Here is a 12445-nt window from a genome sequence, read left to right as displayed (position 1 = left end):
ATCGGGCGAGGGAGGAGCGTCCGGCGGACAGCACGGCATTCCGTCCGGCATCAAGCCTGACCCGGCGCCGCCGACGTGCAACGCTGCCTCCGGTCGCGCGGCAGCCGCTGCCGAGGGCGCAGCGAACTGGCCTACGACGAGGCTCGCGACCGCCAGGATCGAAAGCATCCGGCAGATGAGGGCGAAGATGCTCACTCGGGGAGTGTCTCACATCCGGTCCGCCGCCGAAAGGAGCGTGCAGGGTCGCACCCAGCCGGATCGAGCCGTCGCTCCGTTTGGCCCAGAAAGCATCGGCGACGGTGGCAACCAGACTTGAGGTCACCGCAGCTGCGGCCCCGTCCGCCTAGATCGGCTCCGATCTCAGCGGAGCGCTCGCGGCGGGGCATCCTTCTGCCTCGTCTCGGCCAGCGTCGTCTGCCCGGGCGTGGGCAAGCGACGGGGGGGAACGCCTGCGGCAGGTGTCGCCTGGGCAGAACGTGCGGCCGTCGACTTCGCCGGATAGGACGGCTCCGCGTTCAGGGCGATCTCGCGCGGTCCCCCGGCCAAGGCGTCGGGCCGGCTCACTTCACCGAGCTTGTTCCGAGCGCCCCTGGCGTCAAGGAGCGCGAAGGCCCCCTCGCCTGCCGCGGAAGATCCGTCCAGGAGCTCGCGGAACACGGGGTGCTGCCCGCCGTCCTCGTAGGCCAGCCTGATCGCCGGCGTGCCCTTGGCGACGAGTTCGGCCACCTCCCGGTCGTCCTTCGCGCGCTTGCTCGCCGCCGCGGCAGAGACCTGTCCGCCGTTGAACGCGTACCTGCCGGCGACCACGGAGACCCGAGGTGCCTCGCCCGAAACGTCGAACTCGTCGGAGCCTTCCTTGAGATTGCGCCAGAACGCGATGTGAGGGTCCCGCCGATGCTTCGCCAGGTTCTCCGCCGTCATGCGGAAGGGGTACGACTGGAACTGGATGGAGCGCTGTCCCGAGGCGAAGGCCTCCCGCGTGAGGGCGTACACCTCCGACATCGCCTCGTCCGTCATGGCGTAGCAGCCGCGCGACGAGCACTGGCCGTGGACCATGATGTGCGCGCCGGTTCGGCCGTGCTCGCGGTCGTACTCGTTCGGATAGCCCAGGTTGAAGGACAGATAGAGGCTGGAGTTCGGGTTCATCGCCCCAGGGGTGACGTCGTAGAAGCCTTCCGGAGCCTGCCGATCCCCTTCCCGGATCTTGGGCCCCAGCTGACCGGACCAGCGGCAGATCGGGTAGGTCTTGAGGTGGACGTACTTGCCGTCGGCGGCCTTTTTCCAGAGCTCGATCTCGGCCTCCTTCTTGTACGACCGCATCACGATGGGATCGGAGGCCGACACTCCCTTCGAGGCCATCAGCGCGACCGTGGTAGAAGGGATCGGCGCGAGATGCCGATTGCTGCCCCCCAGCTTCGCTTCCTGGCAGGCCGACAGCGCGAGCGCGAGCACAGCGCACAGCGACAGCTTCTTCAACATGTGTCCCCCATCGGTCGCGGCGGCCCTTGCAGGGTCGCTCGTCAGATTGTTCCGGCTACGCGTCCCGGGACGCCAGGCGGTCCTTGGTCGTCGGCGGCGTCGGCCGCCACAGGGCGTCCACGAGCAGCAGCGCCACCCCGGCGGATATCCACACGTCTGCCAGGTTGAAGGTGAAGAAAGACCTGCCGAGCGCGTGCAGGTGCAGGAAGTCGGTCACGGCACCGTCTGGGACCCGGTCGAGCAAGTTGCCAACCGCGCCGGCCAGCACCGCCGTAAGCGCGACGACCTCCAGGCCGCCCCGGGCTCGCAAAGCCCACGCGAACAGGAGGCCTACGAGTACGGCCTGGATGCCGAGGAGCAGCACCGTCTCGCTCGCGTCGCGTGTCGCGAACAGGCTGAAGCTGATGCCCCGGTTGTAGACGAGGCTCAGGTCCACGAACGGGATGAAGGGCGTCCGGGACGGATCGAGCATGGTCTCGGCGACCGACTTCGTCCCGCTGTCCGCCGCGGCGCCTACGCCCGTGCCGGCGAGGATGGCCGCGAGCCTGGCCCGCCATTCGCTCATCGCGTCGCCTCGACGAAGGCGAGGCTGCCGAGCGCGGTGCGCCGCCGGTATGTCTCCGAGACCTGCCGGAAGCCCGCTTCTTGCACCAGGACGGGCAGAAGGCCCTGGAGGTTGTCGCGGGTGTTCGGGAACCCGTCCGCGATCTGCACCGGCAGGTAGGCGAGCCGCATCAACAGGTCGTGCGGCTTGGCCCAGTCGGCGAGCACGAGGCGGCCGCCCGGTCGGAGGACGCGGTATGCCTCGTGGAGGGCCGCCCGCTTGGTGTTCCGCTGCATGTGGTGGAAGACCAGGCTGGAGACCACCTTCGTCACGGACCCGTCCCCGAGCGGCAGCCGGTCCGCGCGGCCGGTCCTCAGGTCGACCTCGACGCTGGCCGAGCGGACCTTGTCGCGCGCAGGACCGAGCATGGCCTCGTCGGGGTCGATCCCGATCACACGTGCTTCGCGGCACGCCTCCTTGAGCATGATCGCCAGCGTACCCGTCCCGCAGCCCAGGTCGACGACGATGTCGTCCGGCGCGGGCGCCACTCGTTCGACAAGTCGCTTCTTCCAGGACCGCTCGGCCAGCGCGCCCGCGATCAACCGGTCGTAGAAGCGGGTGAGCGCGTGCACCCCGAGCGCCGGCACGAACGGCTCCGCGACGGCCGGCGACCCTGGACGCGGGTGGTGCGAACGGTCCTGTTCCTGGATCACTTGGGCCGCCTGCGCGAATGCTGCGGCCCCTTCGCTACATGCTGTACCCGCTACAGGAGCAAGCGCTTTTCACCGGCCGGCGGAATACCGGGGTCAGTTCGGTAGGCTGGAACCCGTGGCGAGCGCCTCGACCACCCGGCATTCCGCCACGCAGCCGCCTTCGCAGGCCTCGATCATGCGGGCGAGCTCGGCCTTCAGCGCAGATAGCCGGGCGATCCGCTGCTCGACCTCGACCAGCTGCGTTCGCGCCAGATCGGAAGCCGCCTCGCAGGACATGTCCGGACGCTCCTGCAGGGCCAGCAGGGACCGGACGGCCGGCAGACCGAACCCGAACTCCCGGGCGTGGCGGATGAAGGCCAGCCGCCGCACGTCCGCCTCGTCGTAGAAGCGCCGTCCGTTCTCCGCGCGCGAGGCCTTGGGCAGCAGCCCGACGCGCTCGTAGTAGCGGATCGTCTCGATGTTGACGCCGGTCCGCTTCGACAACCCGCCAATCGCCAGCATCATCGGCCCTTGCTCCTGTAGCGCCTACAGGATGTAAGCCGGACAGTAACGACGGCAAGGTTCAACTGCATAAGCACGGTCGAACGAAGCCGAGAGGCATCAAGTCATGACGATCAACGTCGACCCGCGCACGCTCAAATACCGCGTGGCCGGAATGGACTGCGCGTCCTGCGCATCCAAGATCGAGGCGGCGGTGAGCCGCTTCGCCGGAGCGGAGGAGATCACCGTCAACTTCGCCAACCAGGTGCTCGCCTTCAAGCTCGACGAGGCGCGAACGAACCCGGCCTCCATCGAGAAGACGATCAAGGGTCTCGGCTACGGCGTGACGCCTCTCGACGGCGCCCGTCCGGGCGACGGCGACGACGAGGACGAAATGGCCGAGCGCGCCTGGTGGCGCACTCGAAAGGCCCGCCTGACGCTCCTCGTCGCGGGCCTCACCGTCCTGGGTGCCGCCGTGCATTTCGGCGCGGGCGTCCCCGAACGGTGGGCCTACATGCCCGCAGCCGGCTTCGGGCTCGCATTCTTCGGGCGACGGGCGTGGGCGGGCGCGCTCGCCGGCACCCCTTTCAGCATCGAGACGCTCGTGAGCGTGGCGACCGCCGGTGCGCTGGCCATCGGCGCGAGCTCCGAGGCCGCGGTCGTAATCGTCCTGTTCCTCGTCGGCGAGCTCCTTGAAGGGCTCGCAGCAGGAAGGGCTCGGGCGGGTATCCGTTCACTGGCCGACCTCGTGCCCCGGACGGCGCTCGTGCTGGACGGCGACGACACCCGCGAGGTTCCCGCCGAGAAGCTGGAGGTCGATCAGATCGTGCTCGTTCGGCCGGGAGACCGCGTCCCGGCCGACGGGGAGATCGTCGAGGGCGCGTCGGACGTGGACGAGGCGCCCGTCACGGGCGAGTCCGTCCCCGTGGCGAAGACTGTGGGCGGCAGGGTGTTCGCCGGAAGCGTGAACACGACCGGGTCGCTGAAGCTGCGGGTGACCAAGACGGCCGCCGACAACACCATCGCCCGGATCATCCGCCTCGTCGAGGAAGCCCAGGCTGCGAAGTCGCCGACCGCGCGCTTTATCGACCGGTTCAGCAAGATCTACACCCCGTTCGCGATCCTTTTCGCCGCGCTGGTAATGGTGCTGCCGCCGCTCGTCCTGGGCGGCGATTGGTCCACCTGGATCTACCGCGGCCTGGCGCTCCTGCTCGTCGCGTGCCCATGCGCGCTGGTCCTGTCCACGCCGGCCGCCATCGCCTCGGCGCTAGCCGCCGGCGCCCGGGCCGGGCTGTTGATCAAGGGCGGAGCCGCCCTCGAAGCCATTGGTCGCGCGAGGACGGTCGCATTCGACAAGACCGGAACCCTGACCGTCGGGCAGCCCAAGGTCACGGACGTCAAGGCGCTTGGAGACGTCGAGGAGGCCCGCGTCCTGGAGCTCGCGGCCGCGGTGGAGGCTCGCTCCGCCCATCCCATCGCGGCGGCGATCCTGGAGCGCGCCCTCGCCGACAGGCTCCCGGTCAAGCCGGCGCTCGCGGCCCGGGCCATCGCGGGCAAGGCGGTCGAGGGTCGGGTCGGGGGGAAGGTCGTCCTCGTGGCCTCGCCGCGGCACGCGCGCGAGGTGGGTGCCCTCTCCGTCGAGAACCCGCTCGTCGAAAGCATGGAGCGCGAGGGCAAGACGGTCGTCGTTGTGACGCTGGACGGCGTGGCCGTGGGCCTGGTCGCGGTCAGGGACGAACCACGTCCGGACGCCGCGACCGCCATTCGCGGGCTCTCTGGACTGGGCATCTCCTCGGTCATGCTGACGGGAGACAACGCACGCACCGGGGAGGCCATCGGCGGCGCGCTCGGGCTTACGGTCAGGGCCGAGCTCCTTCCGGATCAGAAGCTCGCGGAGATAGCCAAGCTGAAGGCGCTGGGTGGCGTGGCGATGGTCGGGGACGGCATCAACGACGCCCCCGCGCTCGCGGCCGCAAACGTCGGCATCGCGATGGGAAGCGGCACCGACGTGGCGCTGGAAACCGCGGACGCTGCCCTCCTTCGGGAACGGGTGGGGGGCGTCGTCGACATGGTCCGACTGTCGCGCGCGACGCTCGGCAACATCAAGCAGAACGTCGCAATCGCGCTCGGGCTGAAGGCCGTGTTCCTCGTCACCACCATAACCGGAACCACCGGGCTGTGGCTCGCGATCCTCGCCGACACCGGGGCGACCGTGCTGGTCACGCTCAACGCCCTGCGCCTGCTCGGCTTCCGCTCGGAGACCATCCGGCCATGAGTTGCGACGACGACGACGGGCTGCAGGACCTCACGGGCGCCACCCCGGCCTACCGAAGGGCGCTCTGGCTCGTCGTCCTCCTCAACCTCGGAATGGGTGCGGCGGAGATCGTGGCCGGTTTCCTCGCGGGCTCGCAGGCGCTGAAGGCCGACGCCCTCGACTTCCTGGGTGACGGCACGATCACGCTGCTCGGTCTGGTCGCCATCGGCTGGAGCACGGTCTGGCGCGCCCGCTCGGCCCTGGCGCAAGGCGTCTTTCTCGGCCTCCTCGGGCTCGGCGTGCTGGCCACCTCCGCCTACCGCGTGCTGGTCCTGCACCGGCCCGACGCGGATGTCATGGGGATCTTCGGCGTCGCCGCCTTGGTCGTGAACGTCCTGTCCGCCTGGATACTGCTTCCGCACCGGACGGGCGACGCGAACGTGCGCGCCGTCTGGCTGTTCAGCCGCAACGATGCGGTCGGGAACGTGGCCGTGATCGTCGCGGCGGCCCTGGTGGCCTGGACGGGGACGGCATGGCCGGACCTCGCCGTGGCCGCCATCGTCGCCGGCCTCTTTCTCCAGTCCTCCTTCGCCATCATCAAGGACGCCCGCGGCGACCTCGCCGCCGCGCGGTGAGCGTCGTCCGGAACCGAAAGGAAACTCGACATGTCCAGCGCCTTCCGAACCAGCCGTCGAGCCCTGCTACTCGGCCTCGGCTCGGCCGCGGTCTCCACTCGGTTGCGGGCCGAGGGACTGCCCGAGATCAAGGTCACCAAGGACCCGAGCTGCGGCTGCTGCGACGCGTGGGTCGAGCACCTGAAGGCGGCCGGCTTCCCGGTCTCGGTGACGCAGCTTCCCGTGAACCCGCTGAAGGCGAAGCTGGGGGTGCCGAAATCCCTGTATTCCTGCCATACGGGCCAGGTCGCCGGCTACGTCGTCGAGGGCCACGTGCCGGCCTCCGCGATCAGGCGCCTCCTCGTGGAACGGCCGCGCGGGACCGGGCTGGCCGTCCCCGGCATGCCCGCGGGCTCGCCCGGGATGGAGGTCGAAGGCATGGAGCCCGAGACGTACGAGGTGACCCTGTTCGGCCCAAGTGGACAGCGGACCTTCGCCCGGTATCGCGGCAATCAGGCGCTGTGACATGGCCGCTGCCGCCAGCACGGAGACCTGGTCCGTTCCTCGGGACGGCGGGGCGGTGAATTGAACCTGCGCTGGACGGTGGCCGGCTTGTGTGCGGTCGCCCTCGCCGCCGGCGCCTCTCTCGGCCTTTACCGAGAAGGCGTGATCCCCCGAAAGGCCGGCCGGAGCGAGACGGCCCATGCAGCGGTCCAGGGCATCGGCGGGCCGTTTGCCCTGATGAGCCACAAGGGCGAACTCGTCACGGAGGCGACCCTACGAGGACGACCATTTCTGGTGTTCTTCGGGTTCACGCATTGCCCGGTCGTCTGTCCGACGACGCTCTTCGACGTCACCGACCTGCTCAAGGAGCTCGGTCCCGACGCGGACAGGCTGCAGGCCCTATTCGTGACCGTCGACCCCGAACGAGACACGTCGGAAGTCCTGGCGGAGTACATGCGGTCCTTCGACGAGCGGATCTTGGCCCTGAGGGGCACGGCCGTGGAGACGGACGCGGCCGTGCGTGCCTACGGCGCCGAATACAGGAAGGTCCCCTTGGGCAGCGACAGCTACACCGTCGACCATACCGCGACGGTCTACGTGATGGACCACGCGGGCCGCCTCGCAACCACGCTCGACATGCACGAGCCGCGGGAGACGCGTCTGGCTAAGCTCCGCCGCATCGCCGGACCGCAGCCGTGACGGAGTCAATCACATTGGCATTCGGGTCATGCGGAATGGGGGAGCGGCCTTGAAGCCGGACGCCGGATCGCTCGGGCTCGCCGTACGGAGTGGCGCGATCTGCGGCGCCCTGCTCGGGCTCGGCCGGCTCCTCGTCGCTCCCGAGCCGAACGCGTCCGGCGCCTTCCTCGCGGGCGTGTTTCTCGGCTGGACGGCGCTCGGAGCCCTGATCGGCGCGACCGTCGCCACGATCAGGAACGGGGGTCGTTAGGAGGCGTCCCGGAGAACGCCGTTGACCTGTTCGGCCTTAGCTGGAGGATCTCCTTACGTCGTCGCATCCTCACGATGCTCCCGTGGGTCTCAACCGTGCGCGCAATCAGCGCTCACGCGGTACACGCGAAAGGGCAGGTTCCGGCACTACGTTCTGCAAAACATGGTAGCACCCTTGCGCACCTCCTTGCTCATGCTTGCCGCGCTGCCCAACAATCCTGCCAAGTGCGCGACCGCGGCACCGTCTTCCTCATCCATGGGTGCGGACGCGTGCAAATCACTCCCCCGGTCAACTAAATATCGTTGCGAGCAGCCATGAGCGCGTTGCGCCAAACACTCGAACACCGGCAGTTGACGATTTACTTTGCAGCAATTTCGGCAGGTGCGCTTGCCGCGCTGACCGTGCCGGGCACACAGTCGCTAGAGACAGTCATCAATCCCGCTCTCGCCTTGATGCTGTTCGTTACCTTCCTGCAAGTACCCCTTTCAGATCTCGGAAGAGCTTTTGCCCGAGTGCGCTTCTTCGCCGCGCTGCTCCTCACCAACTTCGTCGTTCTGCCGGTGTTGGTGGGAGGCTTGATCTACCTGTTGCCCGCCGACCCCATGCTTCGGCTGGGCGTACTCTTGGTGCTGCTCACGCCGTGTATAGATTATGTGGTCACGTTCTCTCACCTAGGGCAGGCTGACGGCAAGGTGTTGCTAGCGTCGACGCCGGCGCTCCTCATCGCGCAAATGGCCCTGCTTCCGGTATACCTAAAGGGCTTCCTTGGTGACGACGCAGCGCGTTACGTCCAGGTCGGGCCTTTCGTGCATGCGTTCGTCTGGCTCATCGTGATCCCGCTAATGCTCTCTGCCGCCGTGCAGGTCTGGAGCCGTCGAAGCCAAGCGGGGCGGCGCACCGCGGACGGGCTGGGCGTGCTGCCCGTGCCCATGACGGCCCTGGTCCTGTTCGTCGTAGTCGCGGCCGTGGTTCCGCAGCTTGGGCCAGCCCTCGGCGACGCTCTGCGTGTAATCCCCGCTTACACGGCGTTCGCTCTGATAGCACCCCTGCTCGGCTGGGGGTTTGGACGTCTGTTCCACCTGGATGCGCCGGCCGGTCGCGCCCTTGCCTTCAGCGCGGCAACTCGGAACTCGCTCGTGGTGCTGCCGCTCGCGTTCGCTGTACCAGGGGGAGTTCCGCTCCTGCCAGCTGTGGTTGTTACACAAACGCTGGTCGAGCTCGTTAGCGAGATGCTCTACGTTCGTTTGTTGCCTAAGCTCGGTGCTCCCAAGCCCGTTCCGGTGCGACCCGCTTAGATGGACCAGCACGGATCGGGCCGGCTCCCCGGTGTTCCGGAGGTGACAGATCCTGCCGTTCCTGGCTCTGGGCGGGATGGTGCTCGGAGCCTGATCGCCACGATCAGGGCCGAGACGCCCGGAAGTGTTGGCGGCCGGTTCAGGGACTGACGGCGGTGGCCGGTTCACAAGCGCCGCGACCGGGATTACTCCGACCGAGGCTTCAGGCGGCAGCGATCATGGACTTCTCGATAGGCGAACTCTCGCGCAGAGCGCAGGTTAAGGTTCCGACGATACGGTACTACGAGCAGATTGGACTGCTGCCTGCTCCACCCCGAACCGAGGGCAAGCAGCGGCGGTACGACGAGACCGACGTAGGCCGATTGAACTTCATCAGGCATGCGCGCGAGCTCGGGTTCGAGATCGACGCCATCCGAGAGCTCCTCGACATGTCCGCGCAGCCGGACGGATCGTGCGAAGAAGCCGACGAGATCGCCCGGCGCCATCTTGGCGAGGTCGACCGTCGCATCGCGAAGCTTTCTGCTCTGCGCGGCGAGCTCACCCGCATGATCTCGGAATGCGGGCACGGCCGGGTGGCCGAGTGCCGCGTTATCCAGGTGCTCGCGGACCACGACATGTGCGAGCACGACCGGCACTGAGCCGAACGTCGGATGAGCAAGAAGCTTCGCCGACAGTCCTTTGGCCATCTGGAGCCGGGCAGGTCCGGCCGGCGCCGGCCGAGAACCTTCATCCTGCGCCGGGCCAACCGGTCCTTGTACCTCGTCGTCATCGGCATCCTGGTCATCATCGTCGTATTCGAGGTGGTGATGGCCTGGCGAAGTTGATGGCGGAGACGTCCCGCCTTACGGTCCCCGTCATGATTTGCGGCAGCCCAACGAGGGAGGGACGGGCGCGTTTCGGCGCTGCCTCGCTTCGCCTGTTTTTGGTCCTTCTGACCCTTGCCGCTCTCCTCAGCTACGCCCCGACCCATGTCTCGGCCCAGGAAGTCGGGGCGGGCTCCGTGCTGACGCTGGAGGATCTCGGCGCCGACCCGGAACGGTCCGAGGCGCATTGTCACTGCATGAAGACGAGCCGACTGCCCGAACAGGCCGAGAGCCACGCCCGGCGCGTGACCTACGCGGCGTTCGGGTCAGGTAGTGACCGCCTGGACGCGGGTCGCACCGTCTCGCCCCCTTTGAAGCCGCCGCAGGCCTGAGTACGCGGGCGCGCATGCGTCCGGCACTCATCCCTCGTCTCAGAGTGCGCTCTCCCGGCAGAGGAGGCGCGCGAACTTCAAGGACATCACCATGCCTTCCAGCTCATTTGCGACATTTGCGCCTTCTCGGAAAAAGGGCCTTGCAGCTCTAGCCGCTAGAGACATTACAAGCCGCTTCGGACCCAGGACAGGAGCCCTTCGCGTGCAGCACCTTCTTCGCACCGCCGTCTTCGCAGCTTCCCTCATGGCGGCGCCGGCCGTGGTCTTCGCCCAGGGCGGACACGGCCACTCGCACGCGGCCCCGAACGGCGGCCAGATCCAACAGATTGGCGCCGTCGAAGGCGAGCTTGTCGTAAAGGGGTCCGACGTGACCCTGTTCCTCGTGGACGAGAAGGAGCAGAAGATCGACGCCGCCGCCTATGTCGCGACGGCGTCCGTCCTGGCGAAGGGCAACCAGCAGAAGACGGTCGAGCTCAAGCCCGCCGGCGACAACAAGCTTGCTGCCAAGATCGACTTCCCTGTGGAGGGCAAGTTCCGCGCGTCCCTAACGCTCAAGAAGGGTACGGCGGAGGTCGGCAAGGCCCGCTACAATCTAGACACCAAGTAAGCGTATAAGCCCGCAGGATGACACGAGTCGCGCAGCAGGGACGGAGCTCCGGGCTCCAGGGGGCGGTCGCCCTCTGGCGTCGTGCGCTCGCTTTGCTGCTCTGCGTGTCGTTCCTGATGGGCGCGCTTCAGCCGGCGACGGCCTCCGACGTGGAGCCACGTCGGGACGGAGTGGTGCTCCTGACCGGTTCAGGCGTGGACCACCACTCCGCGAACGAGCCCTCCCACGCCGGAACGGCTCAGCACTGCGCACACTGCGCCTGCCACCAAGCGGTGCCGCTCGCCGCCGGAGAGCCGGAGTTCGTGGCGCACGCGGTCGAGGTCAAGTTCGCCGCGTTGAATGCGTTCGCGGCGGCCCGCGAGCACGAACCGCCCGCCGAACCCCCTAGAGCCTGACGTTCGCCGGCTTCGGCCGGCGTGAGCGCCGGCGCGCCCGCTTTGGCGCGCCGCTCCCCGTGCTCGTCGTTGTCCGTCCCGGACGGACCCGAGCCGCGCAAGTCACGTCAGGACGTCCCATGAAGAAGATCGTTTTGTGCCTCGCCCTCGTCGGGCTGGGGCTGCTCGTCGGCACCTTCGTGCCCGGGGTCTCGAATTTCATCCGCGAGGTAGCGGGACTTGCCCTGCCACCTCCGCCCAAGGCCGCGGACGGTCACGGCCACGGCCACGGGCACGGTGCCGGCGAGAAGGAGGGACCGGAAGGCCACGTCGTCATGACGGCCGAGCAGGTCGAGGCGGCCAAGATCGGGGTCGCCGAGGTCGGCGGAGGGACGCTCGCCCGCAAGCTTAGCGTACCTGGCACCGTGACGACAGACGCCGACCGCGTCGCCCGGGTCGCGGGCAAGGTCGTCGGGACCGTCGCCGAAATGCGCAAGCGCCTCGGCGAGCAGGTAGCCAAAGGCGAGGTCGTCGCCGTGCTCGACAGCCGCGAGGTCGCCGAGGCTCGAAGCGAATACTTCGCGGCCACCACGAACCTCGAACTGCAGCAGACACTGTTCGAGCGCGAGCAGGCCTTGTGGGATAAGCGGATCTCGGCCGAGCAGCAGTACCTGCGCGCTCGCCAGACCTTCACGGAGGCGCAGCTCAGGGTCGAGCTCGCCTCGCAGAAGCTCCAGGCGCTCGGGTTCTCTGAAGGAGAGGTCGGCGATCTCGCGCGTCGCTCCGCACCGGTGCGTACGGCGTCCGCCGGCGCGTCCGCGCCCGTCGCCCGGACGATGGCGGGACTGCAGAAGTACGAGATCCGCTCGCCTCTCGCCGGGAGGGTCATCGAGCGCAAGGTCGATCTCGGAGCGCCGATCGGCGGGGAGAGCGAGGAGAAGGAGCTCTACGTCGTCGCCGACCTCTCGTCCGTCTGGATCGAGCTTTCCGTCCCGAGCGGCGACCTCGCCGTCATCCGCGAGGGACAGGAGGTCGCCATCTCGGCCGGGAACGGCGCCGAGCCCTCGAAGGGGAAGATCGTCTTCGTCAGCCCGGTCCTGAACCAGGAGACCCGTTCCGCCCGTGTCATCGCGTCGGTCGAGAACAAGGACATGACATGGAGGCCGGGCTCGTACGTCACGGCCAACGTCGTCGTCTCGGAAGAGCCGGTCGAGATGAAGGTCCCGCGCGGCGCGCTGCAGGCCATCGGGGGCGAGCAGGTCGTCTTCGTCCGCAACGAGAAGGGCTTCGAGAAGCGTGAGGTCGTCCTCGGCAAGGGAGACGACGCCTCCGTCGAGATCGTCTTCGGCCTCGACCCCGGCGAAAAGGTCGCGGCCACGAACTCGTTCGTCCTCAAGGCGGAACTCGGCAAGGCCGAGGCCGAGCACGTGCACTGAG

16 protein-coding genes are annotated in these 12445 nt (G+C 68.3%); 12 read left to right on the top strand and 4 right to left on the bottom strand.

The features are described 5' to 3' along the window. Positions 1–360: 360 nt before the first annotated feature. The 4 genes from ACO2SS_RS04565 to ACO2SS_RS04550 form a co-directional block, all read right to left on the bottom strand. Positions 361–1479, bottom strand: a complete 1119-nt coding sequence (locus ACO2SS_RS04565; protein ID WP_423276405.1) for a L,D-transpeptidase family protein — start codon at positions 1477–1479, stop codon at positions 361–363. Positions 1480–1534: 55 nt separating this feature from the next. Continuing rightward, positions 1535–2044: a signal peptidase II gene (lspA, locus tag ACO2SS_RS04560; RefSeq protein WP_423276404.1), complete on the bottom strand. Its 510-nt coding sequence runs from the start codon at positions 2042–2044 to the stop codon at positions 1535–1537. Then, on the bottom strand, positions 2041–2736 hold the full coding sequence (locus tag ACO2SS_RS04555) for a class I SAM-dependent methyltransferase (RefSeq protein ID WP_423276403.1): 696 nt from the start codon (positions 2734–2736) through the stop codon (positions 2041–2043). The genes lspA and ACO2SS_RS04555 overlap by 4 nt, the downstream gene beginning before the upstream one ends. Positions 2737–2829: 93 nt before the next feature. Then, entirely contained in the window at positions 2830–3237 is a 408-nt protein-coding gene (locus ACO2SS_RS04550; RefSeq protein WP_423276796.1) for a MerR family transcriptional regulator, read from the bottom strand. Positions 3238–3343: 106 nt separating this feature from the next. On the opposite strand from ACO2SS_RS04550, the gene ACO2SS_RS04545 reads away from it, so the two are divergent. The 12 genes from ACO2SS_RS04545 (at position 3344) to ACO2SS_RS04490 (ending at position 12444) form a co-directional block, all read left to right on the top strand. Then, entirely contained in the window at positions 3344–5491 is a 2148-nt protein-coding gene (locus ACO2SS_RS04545) for a heavy metal translocating P-type ATPase (RefSeq protein ID WP_423276402.1), read from the top strand. Then, on the top strand, positions 5488–6105 hold the full coding sequence (locus tag ACO2SS_RS04540) for a cation diffusion facilitator family transporter (RefSeq protein WP_423276401.1): 618 nt from the start codon (positions 5488–5490) through the stop codon (positions 6103–6105). The genes ACO2SS_RS04545 and ACO2SS_RS04540 overlap by 4 nt, the downstream gene beginning before the upstream one ends. A gap of 30 nt (positions 6106–6135) precedes the next feature. Beyond that, the gene (locus ACO2SS_RS04535; protein WP_423276400.1) at positions 6136–6609 is read left to right on the top strand and encodes a DUF411 domain-containing protein; all 474 of its coding nucleotides are present in this window, start codon (positions 6136–6138) and stop codon (positions 6607–6609) included. Positions 6610–6750: 141 nt separating this feature from the next. Next, entirely contained in the window at positions 6751–7287 is a 537-nt protein-coding gene (locus ACO2SS_RS04530; protein WP_423276399.1) for an SCO family protein, read from the top strand. Positions 7288–7336: 49 nt separating this feature from the next. Then, entirely contained in the window at positions 7337–7537 is a 201-nt protein-coding gene (locus tag ACO2SS_RS04525; protein ID WP_423276398.1) for a hypothetical protein, read from the top strand. Positions 7538–7851: 314 nt separating this feature from the next. After that, positions 7852–8832, top strand: coding sequence for an arsenic resistance protein (locus ACO2SS_RS04520; RefSeq protein WP_423276397.1), 981 nt, complete (start codon positions 7852–7854; stop codon positions 8830–8832). A 218-nt stretch (positions 8833–9050) separates the two neighbouring features. Further along, on the top strand, positions 9051–9470 hold the full coding sequence (locus tag ACO2SS_RS04515; protein WP_423276395.1) for a MerR family transcriptional regulator: 420 nt from the start codon (positions 9051–9053) through the stop codon (positions 9468–9470). A gap of 12 nt (positions 9471–9482) precedes the next feature. Beyond that, on the top strand, positions 9483–9656 hold the full coding sequence (locus ACO2SS_RS04510; protein WP_423276394.1) for a hypothetical protein: 174 nt from the start codon (positions 9483–9485) through the stop codon (positions 9654–9656). Further along, positions 9656–10027: a hypothetical protein gene (locus tag ACO2SS_RS04505; RefSeq protein WP_423276393.1), complete on the top strand. Its 372-nt coding sequence runs from the start codon at positions 9656–9658 to the stop codon at positions 10025–10027. The genes ACO2SS_RS04510 and ACO2SS_RS04505 overlap by 1 nt, the downstream gene beginning before the upstream one ends. Before the next feature lie 202 nt (positions 10028–10229). After that, positions 10230–10634 carry a hypothetical protein gene (locus ACO2SS_RS04500; protein ID WP_423276392.1) on the top strand — a complete coding sequence of 135 codons (405 nt, stop codon included), beginning with the start codon at positions 10230–10232 and terminating at the stop codon, positions 10632–10634. Between the two features lie 17 nt (positions 10635–10651). Further along, positions 10652–11029: a hypothetical protein gene (locus ACO2SS_RS04495; protein WP_423276391.1), complete on the top strand. Its 378-nt coding sequence runs from the start codon at positions 10652–10654 to the stop codon at positions 11027–11029. 119 nt (positions 11030–11148) lie between these two features. Next, positions 11149–12444: an efflux RND transporter periplasmic adaptor subunit gene (locus ACO2SS_RS04490; protein ID WP_423276390.1), complete on the top strand. Its 1296-nt coding sequence runs from the start codon at positions 11149–11151 to the stop codon at positions 12442–12444. The last annotated feature ends 1 nt before the right edge of the window (position 12445 follow it).

The sequence above is a fragment of the Enterovirga sp. CN4-39 genome (assembly GCF_049446235.1).
GTDB lineage: Bacteria > Pseudomonadota > Alphaproteobacteria > Rhizobiales > Beijerinckiaceae > Enterovirga.
This window is presented reverse-complemented; position numbering and strand designations above follow the sequence as displayed.